Origin of the sequence: Rhodococcus sp. WS1, assembly GCF_003797745.1 — a bacterium.
In the GTDB taxonomy this organism is placed as follows: Bacteria; Actinomycetota; Actinomycetes; order Mycobacteriales; family Mycobacteriaceae; genus Rhodococcus_F; species Rhodococcus_F erythropolis.
In genome coordinates this window covers 2521337-2540258 of the sequence record NZ_RKLZ01000001.1, presented here as the reverse complement: position 1 = coordinate 2540258, position 18922 = coordinate 2521337, and the positions used below count along the sequence as shown (strand labels likewise).

The following is an 18922-nucleotide window of genomic DNA, read 5'->3' as shown; positions in this document are numbered from 1 at the left end:
AGTGTGAAAGTCCTTCAGGTTCTGGCGACGGCCGAGCGCCGCCGGCAGCATTGCTGGCGCGGCTGAGACTATCAGCGCTAGGACGGCCTGGTAGTGGCCTTCAAGGTAATGGTGCTGCCGGGCCGCAGCTGTGCCAGCGATGCAATCCCTGCGTCGGAAACGACGGCGATGACCGGGTATCCGCCGGTCACGGGATGGTCTGCCAGAAACACGACGGGCTGGCCGCCTGGCGGCACTTGGATGGATCCCATCACGACGCCTTCGCTCGGCAATTCCTCGGTGCGTGAGCGATGTAAAGGCCCTTGGCCCTGTAACCGGACCCCGACTCGGTTGGTGTGTTCGGTGACTTTCCACGTGGCGTGAAGGAGCGCGTGAACGGATGCGGCGGTGAACCAGGAATTTCGGGGGCCGAGCGTGATCTCGATCGGAACCGCGCCGAGTGCAGGTGCGGGCGGTGGAATCAACTCTTCGGTGGGCCACGTCCCTTCCTCTGCCCCGAGGAGGAGTAGATCGCCGGCGGCGAGCGGCGGCGGCCCGAGCCCGGAGAGTGTGTCGGCGGATCTGCTGCCGAGTACCTGTGGGACGTCGACGCCACCGCGTGCAGAGATATACGTTCTCAACCCGGTTGTGCTGTAACCCAATTCGATAATGCTGCCACCGCCCAGGTGGATGCTCGCGTAGTCAGGTGCCGGCCGTCCGTCGATGGCCAGCGGCACCCGCGCGCCTGTCACTGCCACCGTCATCGAACCGACGGCCCGCATCGCAAAACCCCCAGTGGTGACTTCGATGGTTGCTGCTCGAAAAGTGTTGCCTACGAGTCTGTTCGCGCTGTCGTGCGAGATCATGTCGACGGCGCCGGATCTGCCGACCCCGAGAGCGCCGTAGCCTCTCCGCCCGCGGTCCTGAACTGTGGCGAGCGGGCCGGTACGCACTACCTCGAGCCAGGCCATGAATCCATTGTCCCGCAACAACGCGGTGAAGACACCAAAATCATCCTTGCACCGAAATCATGCACGGACAAAGGTGACTGTGGTGCCGGGTAGAAGCAGCGCCGGCGGGCGGCGCTCGGCATCCCACACCGACAGTTCCGTCGTTCCGATCAACTGCCAGCCGCCCGGGGAGATACGCGGGTAGACGCCCGAGAACGGTCCGGCCAACCCGACTGCACCGGCCGGGACCTGCCTGCGCGGGTCCGATCGACGTGGAACTTCGAGCTTTCTCTCGTTGCTGGTCAGATACGCGAAGCCGGGGGCGAAACCGATGAACGCGACGGTCCACGACGCAGACGTGTGAGCCTCGATGACACCGTCGACCCCGAGTCCGGTCAGCTTGCCCACTTCGACGAGATCGTCGCCGTCGTAGCGGACCGGAATCTCGACAGCAGGCCCGCTCTCATCTGCTGTGAGTTCGATGGGTACGGCCCCACGTACCCATTTCTCCACGAGTTTGCGTCCGGTAATCGTGTTGTCGTACTCGATCAGGATGGTTCGCGCCGCGGGAATCAGATCGATCACTCCGGGGATCCGACTGGCGTCGAGAGCCCTGAAGTTGCCCAGCACGCTCGGCAGTTCGTCGTATTCGACGAGGACTGCGGATTCACCGGCGGGCAGGATCGTGATCATGTGAACGGTGTGATCTCGACGTCGGAGGATTCGAGGAGATCGCGGATCGCTGCGGCCATGTCGACGGCTGCCGGACTGTCACCGTGTACGCACACCGACTCCGCGGTGATTTTGAGGGTGCTCCCGTCGACCGCATCCAACTCGCCGTCGACGACCATTCGCCGAACCCGTTCTGCAACAAGCGCCGGGTCGTGCAGAACGGCGCCCGACTCGGTGCGGGGGACCAGGGTGCCTTCTGCCGTGTACGCGCGATCGGCAAAAGCCTCGGCGACCACGTCGAGACCGGCTTCGCGCGCCTCTTCCAGAAACATCGAACCAGGTAGTCCGAGAACAGGTAGCGAACTGTCGTAGGCAACGACGGCGGCGACCACGGCCCGCGCCTGCCGTCGGTGATGGACTATTGCGTTGTAAAGCGCGCCGTGGGGTTTGACGTACGTGACCCGCGATCCGGCGACACGAGCCAAACCGTCGAGTGCCCCTATTTGATAAATGACGTCGGCGGTGAGGTCTTTCGGGGACATGTCGATGAAGCGTCGGCCGAAACCGGCGAGGTCTCGGTAACCCACCTGCGCGCCGATCCGCACGCCGCGGGTGGCTGCGGATTCGCAAGTCGCCAACAGCGTTGTCGGGTCACCGGCATGGAATCCGCAGGCGATGTTCGCACTGGTGACAAGTTCGAGCATGGCGTCGTCGTCGCCCAGGGTCCAGGCTCCGAAGCCCTCGCCGAGGTCGCTGTTCAGATCAACGCTGTAGCCCATCCCTCGATTCTAGGTAGGTATGGGCTCTCGGTGTTCAGGCGTGCGCCGGAATCCGTCCCGCATTCTTGCGGCGTGCGGATCCGAAGAGTCGGCATATCAGGTAGATCACGAACGAGACCGAGGTGACGAAACTCGAGACGGGAACGCCGGGGGCCAGCGAGAGAAGGATGCCGCCGACGGCTGCGAGTTCGGCGAAGACGACGGAGAGAATTGTCGCCTTGAGTGGGCTTGCCGTGACGTACGCGGCGGCCGCTGCGGGAGTGATCAGCAGCGACATCACCAGCAGCGCGCCGACGATCTGCACGCCGAGTGCTGCGGTGATGCCGACCAACACGGCGAACACGATCGACAGTGCCCGAACCGGAACACCGCGAGCTGCAGCAACTTCGGGGTCGGTGCTTGCGAACAGCAAAGGGCGGTAGATGAATCCGAGTGTGCCGATCACGATGACCGCGCACAGCAGCAGAAGTTCGAGACCGCTGTTTCCCGGCGCCACGATCTGTCCGACCAACAGTGAGAAGCTGGTTCCCGTGCGACCGTCGTACGCCCAGAGGAACAACACCGACAGGCCGAGACCGAAAGCCATGATCACGCCGATCACCGAATCTCGGTCGCGCGCTTTGGCTCCGAGCAGCCCGAACAGCACAGCTGCGACCACGGATCCGACGATGGCGCCGAAGCCGACGCCCACACCGACGAGAAGTGCGGCGGATGCACCCGTCAGTGACAGCTCGCTCGTTCCGTGCACCGAGAACGACATCTGACGACTCACGATCAGCGGCCCGATGATGCCTGCCAACAATCCGAGGATGGCACCGGCAATCAACGCCTGTTGGACGAAGTCGTACTGCAGTAGGTCGACGGTGGCGGACACGTCGAACATTCGCGACATCGCGTCGGTGAACTTGTTACTCACTGGTGGTGATCCTCATCAGAATGGTGAACGCCTTCTCCCGGGCGTAGTCCGCCTGCGCTGCCGAGTGCGTCGATGGCGTCTCCGGTGCCGATCACGACGAGGCGGCCACGAACCTGCAACACTTCGACGTCGGTGTTGTACAGATCCGAGAGAACCTCGGACGTCATCACTTCGGCCGGCGTCCCGATCCGGAATTTGCCGTCCACCAGATAGAGCACTCGATCGACCAACGGCAGGATCGGATTGATCTCGTGCGTCACGAACAGCACTGCGGTGTCATGGCTGCGCCGACGCTTGTCGATCAGCGTCGAGACCAGGTGCTGGTTGGCGAGGTCGAGGCTGAGCAGCGGCTCGTCGCACAGCAGGATCCGCGGGTCGCCGACCAAAGCCTGTGCGATCCGCAGTCGCTGCTGCTCACCGCCGGACATGGAACCGATGGGAGCGTCGGCAAACGACTGGGCGCTGACCTGTGCGATGGCGTCGTCGACGATCTTGCGGCGACGCCCCCGGCGCAGTAGGCCTGTACCCCACTGGTGACCGTCGACGCCGAGGCCTACCAGGTCGCGGCCGCGGAGCGGGAGGCCGTCGTCGATGGATTTCTGCTGCGGGATGTACCCGACGTGTGAGTTCCCGGCCCGTGCCGGCGTGCCGACGATCTGTGCACTACCACCGCTGAGTTGTAGTTGGCCCAGCAGAATCTTCAGGAGCGAGGTCTTGCCCGACCCGTTCGGTCCGAGTACGGCGATGAACTCACCTGGCTGTACCTCGAGATCGAGCCCGTCCCACAATGTGCGGGCGCCGAAGGACAATCGAGCGTCCTTCAGCGTCACAGCGGGCACGGAGGCCTTTGAAGGCACGGTGTTATCAGAAGGCACGGTGTTACCAGGGGGCACAGGAGTATTCGCGGAAGTTTCTGTCACAAGCCGATCGGTTCTTCTCGGAAATGGTGGGGCAAATAATTACTGGGCAGAGAGGGCGTTTGCGAGCGACTCCGCGGTCTGCGTCTGCCACTGAATGTAGTCCAGGCCCTCGGGGAGAGTCTCCGTAACCTCGACGACAGGCACTCCGGCGGTTTCGGCTGTGGTGCGCATGTCCTGGGTCACTTTGTCCTGCGTCTGGATGTTGTAGACCAGTGCGCGGGCCTGCTTCTCCGAGAGGAGCTGGCGCGTTGCGGCGATTGCGGCCGGTGAAGGATCGTTGCCGTCTTCGATGGCACTGGTGAACTCTTCGGGAGTTGCGTCCTTCAGTTCAGCTGCGACCAGGAGGTAGTGCGCGATCGGCTCGGTCTGCGCCACCGGTGCGCCCGCGTGGGCAGCGGCGATGGAATCGGTGATCGCTGTGACGCCGGCGAGCTTCTGGCTGTATGCCTTCGCGTTGTCCTCGTAGGTCGCCGCGTTGTCCGGATCGAGAGCGCTCAGCTGATCGGCAACCGAATGTGCGACGGCGTCGACGGTCGGAATGTCGAACCAGACGTGTTCGTTGACTGCGCCGTGGGTGTGACCGTCATGCGATTCGCCCGCGGTTTCGCCGGCGTGGATGCCACCGTCGAGCAGGTTGTAGGCGTTGACCGTCTTCTGCTCACCCTTGCCCGCGTCGAGGACGTCGGTGATGAACTGGTCGTAGCCGCCACCGTTGTAGACGACAAGCGATGCGTCGGTGATCTTGGCGGCATCGGCTGGAGTCGCCTCGAACGAGTGCGGGTCCGCGGACGGCTCGTTGATGATCGACGTCACGGTCAGCTTGTCGCCGGCGACGGCCTGCGCGACGTCGCCCCACACGTTCGTCGATGCGACGACGGTGATGCCTTCGTCTTTCGACGAGCTGGAGCTGCACGCGGTGAGCGCGAATGCTGCGGCGACCGAGACGGCCGCGAGGGCGGTGGCGGTGCGGAATTTCGACGACGAACGCACGTGCTTTTCTCCTGAACAAAGGCTGGGCTAAATGCTATTGGAAACCGTTACCGTTACACATTAGCGCATAGTCGCTGGTAGTTCACCTTCGGTTCAGCCCCAACGCGCCGTCTGCGGGCACTACGGCTAACGTCCGTTTATGCCCCGGTCCCGTCAGCCACGCCGTCAAGCCACTTTGGCGTCGCTTGCCGCCGAGCTCAATGTGTCGAGAACTACAGTCTCGAACGCGTACAACCGACCCGATCAGCTCTCCGTCGAGCTGCGGGATCGAGTGCTCCAAGCGGCCAAGCGACGCGGATATCCCGGACCCGATCCGGTCGCCCGCTCCTTGCGAACTCGCAAAGCCGGTGCCGTCGGTCTCCTGCTCACCGAAGCACTCAGTTATTCGTTCCGCGACCCGGCCGCCATGAGCTTCCTCGCCGGTCTCTCGGAATCGTGTGAGGACGCCGGCCAGGGCTTGCTGCTCATCCCGGCCGGGCCCGGGCGCGACGAGGTGGATGCTGCAGCCGTGGTCCAGCAGGCGGGCGTCGACGGCTTTGTCGTCTACTCCGTGGCCGACGACGATCCGTATCTCGCTGCCGTGCTCGAGCGTCATATTCCGATCGTCGTGTGCGACCAGCCTCGCGAGATCCCCGGTGCGTCTCTCGTGGGCATCGACGACCGCGCTGCCATGCGCAAGGTCGCCGATTACCTCATCGGGCTGGGCCACCGCGACATCGGCGTGCTCTGCATGAGGCTGGGGCGCGACCGGATGGACGGCGTTGTCAGCCAGGAACGACTCAAGTCCCCGCACTTCCACGTCCAGCGTGAGCGCATCGAAGGAGTGCGCGACGCGATGGTGGCGTCCGACATGGACCCACTCTCACTCACGGTGATCGAGCGGTACGTCCACACATCGCAGTCCGGGCACTCGGCGGCGGCGGAAGCTCTCGCGACCAACCCGGAGATCACCGCACTGGTCTGCACCACCGACGTGCTGGCTCTCGGCGCCTTGGACTGGGCGCGCTGGCAGGGCATCGATGTACCTGGCCAACTGTCGATCACCGGATTCGACGGCGTCGACGAGGCGCTGCGCGAATCACTGACAACGGTGCGCCAGCCCCAGGAAGAGAAGGGCCGGCGCGCCGGTGCGCTCCTGATGTCGCCGTCTGGATCCGGCGTTCCGATAGTCGAGATGCTCGACACCGAACTACTGGCAGGGCGAACATCAGGTCGGATCAAGGGGTAGCGCTCACGCCAGGAGTTGCGCGCACCGCAACAATCCCAGATGGCTGTACGCCTGGGGATGGTTGCCCAGCGAGCGTTCCGCGATGGGGTCGTACTCCTCCGCGAGTAGTCCGGTGGGACCCGCTGCCGCGACCAACTGATCGAACAGTGCCTCTGCTTGCAGGCGTTGTCCGATCAGTAGGTAGGCCTCGACGAGCCAGGCGGCGCAGAGGTGGAACCCACCTTCGATGCCGGGCAAACCGTCGTCGTGATGGTATCGGTATACCGTTGAGCCGCTGCGTAGTTCAGCTTCGGTGGCTACGACGGTCGCTGCAAAGCGTGGATCCGTCGGATCGATCAGTCCCGACAGTCCGATGTGCAGAGTAGCGGCGTCGAGATCGGTACCGTCGTAGGCCGCGGTGTACGACTGGACGTCGTCCTTCCAGCCTTTGTGTCGCACTTCGTCGGCGATCTGGTCACGCAGTTCCGCCCACTCGGGCAGAGCCTCGCGAGAAAAGCGGGTAGCAAGATCGACGGCGCGGTCGACGGTGACCCAACCCATCACCTTGGAATAGACGTGGTGGCGCGGGTTGTCGCGAATTTCCCAGATTCCGTGGTCCGGTTCGAACCAGCGCCGCTGCACTGCTTCGACCATGGCGCACACCAGTTCCCAGTCGCGGTCACTCAAAGGATCGGGGGCACCGGCCTTTTCGCGTGCATTCGCCAGTTCGACGATCAGCTCGACGATCGGGCCGAACACGTCCAGTTGAACCTGCTGATTCGCGGCGTTTCCGACGCGGACCGGCCTGGAGCCGGCGTATCCGGGAAGTGAATCGATGACGGCCTCTGGCGGTAGCGAAGTCCCGTAGAGCGTGTAGAGGGGGTGCAGGCGCTCGGGTCCCGGCAGCGTTTCGAGCACGCGGTGGACCCAGTCGAGGTAGTTCTCGGCTTCATCGGTGGATCCGACGCTCACGAGAGCTGTTGCGGTGAGGGCGGCGTCGCGTAACCAGCAGTAGCGGTAGTCCCAGTTGCGGACTCCGCCGATCTCTTCCGGCAGGGATGTTGTGGCGGCGGCCATGATGGAACCGGAATCGGCATGAACCAGCCCGCGCAAGGTCAGCGCCGAGCGTTTCATCAAGTCCGGCTTCAGCTTCGGCAGTTCGAGCGTCTTGGCCCAATCGGACCAGTATGCCTCCGAGGTCGCTCGACGCTCGAGTTCCGGAACTTCGGAAGGGCCGAGTTCTTCTGTTCCACAGCGCAATTCGAGTACGACGTCACCCTTGGACGGCTCGACGATGGCGTGGGCAGTCTGCTGGTTTCCGTCGGTGGCGATGTTCCACATAACGCCGGGGGAGCGGAGCACGTACGGCTCGTTGGTGCCGAGGACCCGAATGCCCTCGTCGACGACCTCGAGCGTGACCTGACCCTGGCCGAACTCGGGACGGGGTGCAAACGAGACGATCGCGTCGGCCTGACCGGAAATGATGCGGGTCAGGTCGGTTCGTCCCTGCGGGACGTCGTGCGGGAGGTAGTCGGTGACGGACAGGCTCGCCCAGCGGGTCTGAACGGTCATCGTGCTGTCGATGTACTTCTGGCTCAGTGGCAACGCTGTGCGGCGAGGCCCGACCGAGAAGTGGCCGGCCCCGGTTCCGCCGAGAAGGTGCGCGAAGACCGCCGCGGAATCCGGTTCCGGGTGACACAACCAGGTCAGCGTCGCATCCGGGGTCACCAAAGCGACGGTCCGCGGACTGGCGAGCATCGAGAGTCGCTCGATGGGCGGAGCGTCGGCACCGGAAAGCCACGTACGGCGCTCGTCGAGCAGGAACGCCAGAGCAGCAGCGACATCCTCGGTGCTGTCGACGCGATGGTCGGCGACGGTGTCCCCGCTGCCGACCTTGATTCCGATGTCCGGCCCCTGCAGCCTGCTGAACGCCTTTTCGTCGGTCACGTCGTCCCCGATGAAGACGGCAGCGGTAGCGCCGTCCTGATGGCGGATCAAGTCGAGTGCGTGGCCCTTGTCGGTGGCGATGACCGCCAACTCGACCACCGACTTACCCTCGGTGACCTGAACACCCGGCCAGAGGGCCGATTCGGTGCGAACGGCGATGAGCGCCTTCTCGGCGTCGTCGGCGCTCGTGTTGCGTACGTGCAAGGCGACGCTGGCGGGCTTCTTCTCCACAGTTGCGCCGGGGGTATCGGCGGCAATTCGGCCTAACTCGGTGACGATCTCGTCGAGCAGTTTCCTGGCGTCGGCGTCGATCGCGTGAACGAATCCGATGTCGAACTCGGAGCCGTGGCTGCCGACCAATTGCACTTCGGCGGGAAGCCGGGACAGCGCCGCCAGATCCTTGAGGGCGCGGCCCGAGATCACGGCAGCAGTCGTCGACGCCAGGCTGGCGAGGGAGCGGAGCGCACGCACCGTTTCCGCGCGGGGATACGCCTTGTCCGGGTTGGCGACGATGGGTGCCATCGTCCCGTCGTAGTCGGAGGCTACGAGCAGACGCGGCGTGCGTGCCACGCCCGACAGCGCTCGGCGGAGTTCGATGGACAGATCTTGTGCGCTCACCTCTTCAAATCTAGGTGATGCAGCGACTCCTGGCTCGATACGTTTCTGCCAGATCAGTGCAAAAATGACAGATGCGACAAAGGATGTCTATTCGGGTTTCCGTGTTCCATCACCGAGCAGCAGTTCAACCGTCAATTCCAGTCGATTGGCGACATCGGTAGCCGAAGAACGTCGCGTGAGCCAGGCCACCAAATTGGACAGCCACACATCGGAGATCACGCGCGCGATTGCCAACTGCTCTTCGGTCGGCTCCTCTTCGGTCATCGCTCGTGCGAAGAGGCGGTCCATCAACTGGCCCACCTGATCGACCTCTGCCGCTGCGGAGGCATCGGCGAACATGAACGCGCGAGTCATGGCTTCGGTGAGGAGCGGATCGCGCTGCATCGCGCGGGTGATGAGGCTGAGGATCAGCTGCATCCGCTCGAGCGGGCTGGTTCCAGGTGGGATCTTGCCCTTGGAATCGATCTTCTCGAATTCGCGTGCCAGAGCGGACACCAACAGGTGAACCTTGGACGGGAAGTAGCGATAGAGCGTTCCGACTGCGACGTCGGCGCGCTCGGCCACGGCGCGCATTTGAACAGCCTCGTAGCCACCCTTGGACGCCAGGGCGAGGGTTGCGTCGAGAATCCGCTTGCGGCGTTCACGTTGCGCGTTGGAGCTGAGATCGTCGTCCCCGAGCGTTGCAGAAGCAACCGCGTTGGAGCGGGATCGGGATGTTGTGGTCATCGACAAATTCCTTCGCGCCTTGACTCTTGGCCAGGTGTCATATTAGAACACGTTCTAAACAATTGTGTCACTTATCGAGAGGCGGGAACCAGTTGTGACAATCGCCACGACCGATGAACAGCGGGCGGTCCAGGAATCGATAGAGGCCTGGGCTCGCTCGGCCACGCCGATGGACATGGTACGCCGTGGACCAGCAGTTTCGTGGCGGGAGAAATGGTCCGAGTTCGCGTCTCTCGGGATATTTTCGGTCGCCGTTCCTGAATCGGTAGGCGGAGCCGGAGCGGAAATCGTCGATCTCGCAGCAATGCTCGAGCAGGCGGCAATCGAACTCGTGCCGGGTCCTGTTCTCACGACTGCGCTTGCAGCTCTGGTGGTTGGGCGTAGTTCGTCGCCCGCTGCCAAACGCTGGTCCGAAATGCTCGCCGACGGTGCGTTGCCGTGTGCCGTCGTATTGGACGAAAGTCCAGTTGCGGCAACGGCGAATGCGTCCGGCGGCATCGAGCTTCATGGCGAAGGAGGTTACGCCTGGGGTGGAGACTCGGGCGTATCGGTCCTCGTGTCGGCGGGCGTGGTGTCGGAAGGTGAAGGCTCGCGTGTCGTCTGGGCTCTCGTCGACGGAGACAGCGAAGGTGTGACCTACGAAGCGGTCGACACGATCGACAAGTCGCGACCACTGGCGCGAGTCTCCTTCGGTCGAGTGACGGTCGACGCCGACCGAATCCTCGATGACATTGCGCCAGGATCGGTTTCCGACCTAGCGGCGGTACTTGGGGCTGCCGAAGCTGCCGGAATTGCGGCGTGGAGTCTGCGTACTGCGGTGGAGTACGCGAAGATTCGCGAACAATTCGGAAAACCCATCGGTTCGTTCCAGGCGATCAAACATATCTGTGCCGAAATGCTGTGCCGAGTGGAAAATGCCGGAGCTGTCGCCTGGGATGGTGCGGTCGCTGCAGAGTCGGGCGACGAACTTCCGATCGCGGCGGCGGTGGCGGCCGCGGTGTCTCTGGACGCCGCTGTCGACACGGCAAAAGATTGCATTCAAGTGCTCGGCGGCATCGGATTCACCTGGGAGCACGAGGCGCACTTCTACCTTCGTCGAGCACTGTCGCTCCGGCAGATTCTGGGCGGATCGTCTCACTGGCGCGCACGCGTCGCTGAATTGACGATCGGCGGTGCACGGCGTCACCTTCAGATCGACTTGAGTGAGCTGGAATCCGACCGGTCCGACATTCGCGAAGAGGTAGCGCAATTGGTGGCGCTGCCCGAATCCGAACAGCGCAACGCGTTGGCCGAATCGGGCTACCTTGCGCCGCACTGGCCTAAGCCGTACGGCCGGGGCGCCAAGGCCGCGCAACAGATTTTGATCGAAGAAGAGTTGGCGGCCGTCGGTATCGGCCGACCCGATCTCGTGATCGGGTGGTGGGCAGTTCCCACCATCCTCGAGCACGGCAGTGCGGAGCAGATCGAAAGATTTGCGACACCGACGCTCAAGGGTGAGATCACTTGGTGTCAGCTCTTCAGTGAACCTGGTGCAGGTTCCGATCTTGCCGCGCTGCGTACGACCGCGGAGAAGGTCGACGGCGGTTGGAAGCTGAACGGCCAGAAAGTCTGGACTTCGCTTGCGCGTGAAGCTGACTGGGCCATCTGCCTCGCCAGAACCGATCGCGAGGTTCCCAAGCACAAGGGCATCACGTACTTCCTTCTCGACATGAAGACGGCCGGGATTCGGATCTCGCCGCTGCGTGAGATCACCGGCGATGCTCTGTTCAACGAAGTCTTCCTCGACGACGTCTTCGTGCCGGACGACTGCGTCGTCGGCCAGCTCGGCGGAGGCTGGAAACTGGCCCGAACGACCCTCGCCAACGAGCGAGTCGCGATGAGCGGGGGCTCTTCGCTCGGCGGTGCGATGGAGGAATTGCTCGAGCTGGCGGGCGATCCCGATCCTGTGGTTGCAGACAAGCTCGGTGGGCTGATCGGAACCGCCATGGTGGGCTCGTTGCTGGAATTGCGCACGACACTGCGGCAATTGGATGGTCAGGATCCGGGCCCGGCGTCGAGCGTCCGCAAGCTGGTGGGCGTGCGCCAGCGTCAGAATGTCGCAGAGTTCGCCATGGAATTGGGTGGCCCAGCCGGATGGGTGGAGGGTCCGCTCTCGCGTGAGTTCCTCAACACGCGATGCCTGTCGATTGCCGGCGGGACCACGCAGATTCTGTTGACCGTCGCCGCGGAGAGAATTCTGGGCCTGCCCCGTGATTAGACGGCGTGAGTAGAGGCCTTTAGAAATGTCCACGTTGGTGATACAACTAGAACACGTTCTATATCAGAGACAGGATTGCCAGCGTGGACTTCACTCCCGATGAAACCCAGGAAGCGGTAGCCGAGGTGGCTACCGCGCTCCTTGCCCGCGAACTGGAGCCGGACGCGCTCTGGGCGGCATTCGCCGAAGCCGACCTGCTCACGTTGGCACTGCCCGAGCGTCTGGGCGGCGAGGGCCTCTCGGTCACCGACGTCGGTTCTCTTCTCGTCGAGGTCGGCCGGGCCGCCGCTCCTATTCCGGCTCTCGCAACCCTCGGCTTCGGCGTACTTCCCATCGTTGCTCTGGGGACCGACGCTCAGCAGGACGAATTGCTCACCGGAGTCAGCGCCGGACGGGTGTTCACCGCGGCGCTCGGTGAGCCGGGTCAGCAGTTCCCGGCGCAGCCGTCGACCACCGCCCATCAGTCGGGCGACTGGTATCGCGTCAGCGGGACGGTGCTTGCCGTGCCTTTCGCGGCGAGCGCACACAGAATTCTTGTGCCCACCGACGCCGGAGTCGTGCTCGTCGATCCGACCGCCGCCGGCGTCGCATTGACGCCGACACCCAGTGCGTCCGGCAGTCCGGAGTTCGCAGTCACGATGGACGAGGCAGTCGGTGAACTTCTCGGTGCCGGCGAGGAAGCCGTCCAGACGCTGTACCGGATCGCTACGGCGAGTATCGGAGCCGTTGCAGACGGTTTGGTGTCCGGCGCCGTCGATCTCACTGCGGCACATGTCGGCTCACGCGAGCAATTCGGCAAGCCGCTCGCAACGTTCCAGGCGGTCTCACAGCAGATCGCCGACGCCTATGTCACCTCGCGGACTCTTCACGTCGCGGCGTTGTCGGCGTCCTGGCGCGTGTCGGAGGGCCTGGATGCCCAGTCGGACCTCGACGTCATGGCGTACTGGATCGCCCAGGAAGTACCCGCCACAATGCAGGTGCTTCACCACCTGCACGGCGGTCTGGGCGTCGACGTCACGTATCCGCTTCATCGTTACTACTCGACTGCAAAAGACTTGGCGCGCCTGCTCGGCGGCGCTTCGCAGCGACTCGACCTCGTGGGGGCCCGGTGTTCATCGATCTGACCGACAGTCAGCGCGCATTGCAAGCTGAACTTCGACGCTACTTCTCGACGCTGATCTCGCCCGAGGAGGCCAAGATCATGCGTGTGGAGCGGCATGGCCCTACCTATCGTGAGGTCATCCGTCGTATGGGCAAGGACGGTTGGCTCGGCGTCGGCTGGCCGGTGGAGTACGGCGGACGTGGGTTCGGTGAAGTCGAGCAGCAGATTTTTGTCAACGAAGCTGTGCGGGCGGATGTCCCACTGCCTTCGGTGACGTTGCAGACCGTCGGTCCGACTCTGCAGAAGTACGGCAGCGAGGAGCAGAAGCAGAAATTCCTGCCCGCGATCCTCGCCGGTGAAGTGCACTTCGCGATCGGCTACACCGAACCGGAAGCCGGCACCGACCTTGCAGCCCTGCGTACTTCGGCGGCACGAAATGGTGACGAGTACGTCGTCAACGGCCAGAAGATTTTCACCACCGGCGGGCATGACGCCGATTACGTGTGGCTCGCCGTGCGAACCGGGTCTGCCGATTCGCGGCACCGCGGCATCTCCATCCTGATCATGGACACCAAAGATCCCGGCTACACCTGGACCCCGATCATCACTTGCGACGGTGCGCATCACGTCAATGCCACCTACTACGAGGACGTTCGCGTTCCGGCGAACATGCTTGTGGGTGAAGAGAATCAGGGTTGGCGCCTGATCACGACGCAGCTCAACCACGAACGCGTCATGCTCGGTCCGGCAGGTCGCGTCGCAGGGATTTACGACCACGTCTTCGATTGGGCCAAGCGTGAAAACCTGCTTGATCACGTTGACGTACGACGCGCGCTCGGCGAGATTCACGCGACGTATCGCCTCAACGAACTGCTCAACTGGCAAGTGGCATCGAGTGATTCGGAGTCGGTGGACATTGCTGACGCTTCGGCAACCAAAGTATTTGCGACCGAACGCATCCAGCGAGTCGGTCGACTCGCGGAAGAGATCGTCGGACGGTACGGAAATCCGATCGATCCCGAAACGGCTGATCTCATGGAGTGGCTGGACATGCAGATCAAGCGCAACCTGGTGATCACCTTCGGCGGTGGAGTCAACGAGGTGATGCGCGAATTGATCGCTACCGCCGGCCTGAAGCTTCCCCGCGTTCCGAGATAGGAAACAAATCGTGTCAGATCCCATTCTCACTGCTGCCGAGCGGGTTCGAGAGGACGGGCCAAGCGCTCCTCGCGCCGGCCGGGACCCCGTGAACTTGCCGATGATCCGCAACTGGGTCGAGGCGATCGGTGACGAGAACCCGATCTACGTCGACGAATCGGCCGCCCGCGCCGCCGGACACGACGGAATAGTCGCGCCGCCGGCGATGGCGCAGGTATGGACGATGCGCGGTCTGGGGGCAGTTCGAGAAGCCGACGATCCGTTGGGCCGGATGACGGATATTCTCGACGAGGCCGGATTCACGTCCGTCGTCGCGACCAACTGCGATCAGATCTACCACCGCTATTTGAAGCCGGGTGAAGAAGTCACCATCTCCTCGGTGTTGGAAGACGTAGTGGGACCGAAGAAGACAGGTCTTGGTGAAGGGTGGTTCTTCACTACCCGTAGCTTCTGGCGGGTCGGCGAAGAACTGGTCTCGGAGATGATGTTCCGGATCTTGAAGTTCGCGCCGCCGGTAAGTGAGCGCCCCTCCACTGACGTGCCTGCGGACCTGGACGCATCTCGGATGCTGCGCCCGACGGCGTCTCTAGACACACAGTTCTTCTGGGACGGTGTCGCCGCACACGAGTTGCGTATTCAACTGCGTGCGGATGGTTCGGTGCAGCACCCACCCGTGCCCGCGATCTGGAAGGACAAGTCGGAGCAGACCGACTACGTGGTCGCGTCAGGGCGGGGAACGGTCTTCAGTTTTGTCGTTCACCACGCGCCCAAGGTTCCTGGTCGGTCGTTGCCGTTCGTCGTTGCCCTGGTCGAACTGCCTGAGGGTGTGCGGATGCTCGGCGAATTGCGCGGCGTCGATCCCTCGAGTGTGTCGATCGGAATGGAGGTGGAGGCGATCTACCTCGACTTCCCCGGAGACGACGAGACCGGGGGAACTCCCTGGACTTTGTACGCCTGGCAGCCGGTTGGGGCTTCTGCGGTTTCGGCGGTTCCTGCGGTTTCTGCGGGGAAGGAGTGACGATGACTTTGACGACGGATATCACTGTGGGAGAAGTTCTTCCGCAGCTCTCGATTTACGGCGACCCGACGTTTGTGGTCTCGGCAGCACTAGCTACCCGCGACTTTCAGGATGTTCACCACGACCGTGATCTCGCACAGAAACGCGGCTCGAAAGACATTTTTGTCAACATCCTCACCGACACCGGCCTGGTGCAGCGATTCGTGACCGACTGGGCAGGACCGCGGGCAGTACTCACGTCGATCAAGCTGCGCCTCGGGGTCCCGTGGTACGCCTACGACACTTTGACGCTCTCCGGCACGGTGACCTCCTACGACGAGGATCTCGTTTCTCTCGCGGTGGTCGGCAAGAACAGTCTGGGAGATCACATCACTGCGCAGGTCACACTGGCATTTCCGGCGTCGGGCTCGAATGGAGACATTGAAAACGGAGACATTGAATGAGCGCATTGTCCGGCAAGGCCGCGATCGTCGGAATCGGAGCCACGGATTTCTCGAAGGACTCCGGTCGCAGTGAACTGCGACTGGCCGCCGAGGCTGTTCAAGCCGCGTTGGACGACGCCGGTCTGACACCCGCCGACGTCGACGGTCTTACCTCGTTCACCATGGACACCAACACCGAAGTGGCAGTGGCTCGTTCGGTGGGTATCCCGAACCTCAAATTCTTCAGTCGTATTCACTACGGTGGCGGTGCCGCTGCGGCGACGATTCAGCAGGCGGCCATGGCGGTTGCCACTGGCGTCGCGGACGTCGTCGTGGCCTATCGCGCATTCAACGAGCGATCGGGTGCGCGTTTCGGGCAGGTGAACTCCGGCCTTGTGGCGCAGGTCAATTCGTCGGGAACGGACAACGCCTTTTCCTATCCTCACGGATTGGGTACTCCCGCATCGTTTGTCGCGATGGTCGCGCAGCGATACATGCACGTATACGGAGCGTCCAGCGAGGACTTCGGTCGAATCGCCGTCGCGGACCGTAAGCATGCAGCCACCAATCCGAAGGCGTTCTTCTACGGAAAACCGATCACCCTCGAGGACCATCAGAACTCGCGATTCATCGCTGAACCTTTGCATCTCCTCGATTGCTGCCAGGAATCCGACGGCGGCATCGCCATCGTCGTCACCTCGCCAGAACGAGCCAAAGATCTGAAGAACACACCCGCCGTTATCGCTGCCGCCGCACAGGGCAGCGGGGCAGATCAATACATCATGACCAGCTATTACCGCGACGGTTTGACCGGCCTACCGGAGATGGGCCTTGTCGGCGATCAACTCTGGTCACAAAGTGGGCTGCGCCCGTCGGACATGCAGACGGCGATCTTCTACGACCACTTCACGCCCTATGTTCTGATGCAGCTCGAGGAACTCGGTTTCTGCGGAAGGGGAGAGGCCAAGGACTTCATCGCCGGTGGCGCAATCGAACTCGGAGGCAAGCTTCCGATCAACACCCATGGTGGACAGCTCGGCGAGGCATACATCCACGGGATGAACGGTATCGCCGAGGGAGTTCGGCAGATCCGCGGTACTTCGGTCAACCAGGTCGACTCCGTCGAGAATGTACTGGTGACTGCGGGAACGGGCGTTCCGACATCAGGGCTTGTTCTGACTCGCTGATCGTTGTGAGCACAGCTTCATCAAGCGCCACGGCCTGTTGGCACCGCACCGAGGTTTCCTTCGATGCGGTGCTGGGCCGTGTTCTGTTGTGCCCGAGGAGTACTACCTCAGGTTTTGAATGTGGTGTTCGCCGGCCGCGGATGCCGCTGCGGGTCGATCGAGGGTGGTGGGATGAACCACGGTTTGTTGTCGACCCCGATCCGGATCACCCACTTCCCGACGAACCCGGACTTGCGGTGCATCAGCCGGTGATGTGAACGGCACAGCAGGACAAGGTTGTTCATCACCGTCGGCCCGCCGTTCGCCCAGTGCCGAATATGGTGCGCATCCGTCCAGGCCGGTACACACGTGCAGCCGGGGAACGCGCAGCCTCTGTCGCGGGCGATCAACGCCACTCGCTGCTCCGCGGTGACCAACCGTTTCCCGGGTCTCGCATCCAAGGGCGCGCCGTGATCATCGAGCAGAACAGTCGACAGGAAACAATCACAACCGAGGAGTCTGGTCTGCGAGACGGACAGTGGTCCGAGCCAGGGCATATGCCCGACATCAAGATCCGACACAGCCGCTCCACCATCAGGAGCAGCGGGTGTTGCGGCGCAGTCCCGATGCTCCGCGAGATCGCGGGCGTTGATGTGCACGTTCACGTGCGGACGCTGGCCACCATCCGTACCGGTCTTCGCGCAGTCCAGGTAACGCCGGATCAGTTCGGTGAACCCGTCCGCGGTCCGCTTCGCTGCCGACCGGGCATCGGGGGTTCCATCGGGTGCCGGGGTGGGCATCGTCAGATTCGACAACGCCGACAACAACATTTCGCCGGTGAGGGCGTCGAAATCTCCGCGCACCACCACCCGGCCGTTCAACGTCGACGCGATGCGGAGCTCGTTGCGGTCGATGTCTTCGGCGGGCGGAATCTCATCGGATTCGAAAATGCGCTCCAAGGTCGCGATGACGTTGCGGACCTTCGTGGTCGTGGCCTCGACACCGGAAGCAGCAGCCAACAGTAGGTCGATACAGCGAGGGAGCGCTTCCTCCGGCATTCCCTTCGGTGGTGATTCGCAGAACGCCACGATCAGCACGGCGTGCTCGAAGGAGCAGTCCCCGACGTCGAACCGGGCCGTCACCGCGGGAAACGGTCGTAGCGCTGCACCGAGGGCGGCGATCTTCTTCCCGTCCCGAACCTGCAGCATCGTGTTCGCCGCCAACCAGGCACCGACACCGCGGCTGGCGATCAGCTGATCATCGGGCCGCATCGAGAGTTCGTCGACCACCGCCACCCGAACGGCCTCGAGCCGCAGAATCTCCGCGCTCGCCGACACCGCAGCCGCACGCAACTCAGAAGCAGACAACTGCCACAGGCGTCCGCGCAACCCCACCGCAGAACCCGACACCACATCCGACAACAAGACACTCATTGAATCCCCCGATCCCCTCCCCAAATCATACTCGAACATGCGTTCGAGTCAAGAGGTGCTTTCGGGCTCGCTCTAGGATCGCTGGATGTTCACGTTGACTACGGAACGCCTTGTTCTTCGAGATTTCACTGCCGCGGATGAAGATGCCGTCCATCGGTACGCGTCCGACCCTGCCGTCTGTAGATATGTTGATTGGGGGCCGAACACCCCAGCAGTGACCAGGGCATTCCTGGCTGACGCGGCACTCGAAGCTGCGCTCGTCGAACGTCGCACGTTCACCCTGGCCATCACGTCGAAGGCTGATGGAACGGTCATCGGTTCGGTAGCTGTGTGGGAAGTGTCCGTCGCGCACCGGCGGGCGGAACTCGGTTTTGTCGTGAACCCGAAGTTCCAAGGACGAGGTTATGCATCCGAGGCAGGGAGCGCGGTCCTGGGACTCGCCTTCGCTCGCCTTGGAGCACAGCGCGTGCAGGCAACGTGTCGTCCGGAGAACTCGGCGTCGGCGTCGGTGCTCACCAAAATCGGAATGGTGGAGGAGGGGCGGATGAGGGCACACATGGTGATCCGGGGGACCGCGGTGGATTCGCTGCTTTTTGCTGCAACACGACCTGCCGCCGTACAGCCATAGACCGCGTCGGCTCACTTTCGTGACCTTCCCGGGC

General features: G+C 63.1%; 17 protein-coding genes. 8 read left to right on the top strand and 9 right to left on the bottom strand.

The genetic code is table 11. The features are described 5' to 3' along the window. Window positions 1-77 precede the first annotated feature (77 nt). The 6 genes from EEB12_RS11670 to EEB12_RS11645 form a co-directional block, all read right to left on the bottom strand. The gene (locus tag EEB12_RS11670; RefSeq protein WP_141487800.1) at window positions 78-950 is read right to left on the bottom strand and encodes a biotin-dependent carboxyltransferase family protein; all 873 of its coding nucleotides are present in this window, start codon (window positions 948-950) and stop codon (window positions 78-80) included. 57 nt (window positions 951-1007) lie between these two features. Then, a complete protein-coding gene (gene pxpB, locus EEB12_RS11665; protein WP_081098415.1) occupies window positions 1008-1622 on the bottom strand; it encodes a 5-oxoprolinase subunit PxpB in 615 nt (204 codons plus the stop codon). Continuing rightward, entirely contained in the window at window positions 1619-2380 is a 762-nt protein-coding gene (locus EEB12_RS11660) for a LamB/YcsF family protein (protein WP_141487799.1), read from the bottom strand. Before EEB12_RS11660 ends, pxpB begins: the two co-directional genes overlap by 4 nt. 34 nt (window positions 2381-2414) lie before the next feature. Continuing rightward, window positions 2415-3296, bottom strand: coding sequence for a metal ABC transporter permease (locus EEB12_RS11655; RefSeq protein WP_003945811.1), 882 nt, complete (start codon window positions 3294-3296; stop codon window positions 2415-2417). Next, entirely contained in the window at window positions 3293-4153 is an 861-nt protein-coding gene (locus tag EEB12_RS11650) for a metal ABC transporter ATP-binding protein (RefSeq protein ID WP_029254441.1), read from the bottom strand. Before EEB12_RS11650 ends, EEB12_RS11655 begins: the two co-directional genes overlap by 4 nt. A gap of 102 nt (window positions 4154-4255) precedes the next feature. Beyond that, window positions 4256-5206, bottom strand: coding sequence for a metal ABC transporter solute-binding protein, Zn/Mn family (locus EEB12_RS11645; RefSeq protein WP_019746850.1), 951 nt, complete (start codon window positions 5204-5206; stop codon window positions 4256-4258). Between the two features lie 139 nt (window positions 5207-5345). On the opposite strand from EEB12_RS11645, the gene EEB12_RS11640 reads away from it, so the two are divergent. Continuing rightward, the gene (locus tag EEB12_RS11640) at window positions 5346-6434 is read left to right on the top strand and encodes a LacI family DNA-binding transcriptional regulator (RefSeq protein WP_007733995.1); all 1089 of its coding nucleotides are present in this window, start codon (window positions 5346-5348) and stop codon (window positions 6432-6434) included. A gap of 3 nt (window positions 6435-6437) precedes the next feature. On the opposite strand, the gene otsB is transcribed toward EEB12_RS11640, so the two are convergent. Together otsB and kstR are read right to left on the bottom strand one after the other, a co-directional pair. After that, window positions 6438-8978, bottom strand: a complete 2541-nt coding sequence (gene otsB / locus EEB12_RS11635; protein WP_141487798.1) for a trehalose-phosphatase — start codon at window positions 8976-8978, stop codon at window positions 6438-6440. Window positions 8979-9065: 87 nt separating this feature from the next. After that, the gene (gene kstR / locus EEB12_RS11630; protein WP_003945752.1) at window positions 9066-9704 is read right to left on the bottom strand and encodes a cholesterol catabolism transcriptional regulator KstR; all 639 of its coding nucleotides are present in this window, start codon (window positions 9702-9704) and stop codon (window positions 9066-9068) included. 94 nt (window positions 9705-9798) lie between these two features. Here kstR and EEB12_RS11625 point away from each other — a divergent pair, with 94 nt between their 5' ends. The 6 genes from EEB12_RS11625 (at window position 9799) to EEB12_RS11600 (ending at window position 16848) form a co-directional block, all read left to right on the top strand. Beyond that, window positions 9799-11961 (top strand): acyl-CoA dehydrogenase, encoded by a 2163-nt coding sequence (locus tag EEB12_RS11625; protein WP_141487797.1) that lies wholly within the window; start codon window positions 9799-9801, stop codon window positions 11959-11961. A gap of 83 nt (window positions 11962-12044) precedes the next feature. Continuing rightward, window positions 12045-13085 (top strand): acyl-CoA dehydrogenase family protein, encoded by a 1041-nt coding sequence (locus EEB12_RS11620; RefSeq protein WP_020968401.1) that lies wholly within the window; start codon window positions 12045-12047, stop codon window positions 13083-13085. Continuing rightward, complete coding sequence (locus EEB12_RS11615; RefSeq protein ID WP_084326786.1) at window positions 13070-14221, top strand: acyl-CoA dehydrogenase family protein; 1152 nt, start codon at window positions 13070-13072, stop codon at window positions 14219-14221. Before EEB12_RS11620 ends, EEB12_RS11615 begins: the two co-directional genes overlap by 16 nt. Window positions 14222-14231: 10 nt before the next feature. After that, a complete protein-coding gene (locus tag EEB12_RS11610; protein ID WP_141487796.1) occupies window positions 14232-15239 on the top strand; it encodes a bifunctional MaoC family dehydratase N-terminal/OB-fold nucleic acid binding domain-containing protein in 1008 nt (335 codons plus the stop codon). Window positions 15240-15241: 2 nt separating this feature from the next. Further along, window positions 15242-15682 (top strand): MaoC family dehydratase, encoded by a 441-nt coding sequence (locus tag EEB12_RS11605; protein WP_020968404.1) that lies wholly within the window; start codon window positions 15242-15244, stop codon window positions 15680-15682. Continuing rightward, a complete protein-coding gene (locus EEB12_RS11600; RefSeq protein ID WP_019746856.1) occupies window positions 15679-16848 on the top strand; it encodes a lipid-transfer protein in 1170 nt (389 codons plus the stop codon). The genes EEB12_RS11605 and EEB12_RS11600 overlap by 4 nt, the downstream gene beginning before the upstream one ends. A 107-nt stretch (window positions 16849-16955) precedes the next feature. Here EEB12_RS11600 and EEB12_RS11595 read toward each other — a convergent pair whose 3' ends face one another. Next, on the bottom strand, window positions 16956-18260 hold the full coding sequence (locus tag EEB12_RS11595) for an HNH endonuclease signature motif containing protein (protein ID WP_141487795.1): 1305 nt from the start codon (window positions 18258-18260) through the stop codon (window positions 16956-16958). Between the two features lie 85 nt (window positions 18261-18345). Here EEB12_RS11595 and EEB12_RS11590 point away from each other — a divergent pair, with 85 nt between their 5' ends. Beyond that, window positions 18346-18888 (top strand): GNAT family N-acetyltransferase, encoded by a 543-nt coding sequence (locus tag EEB12_RS11590; RefSeq protein ID WP_141487794.1) that lies wholly within the window; start codon window positions 18346-18348, stop codon window positions 18886-18888. Window positions 18889-18922: the final 34 nt, after the last annotated feature.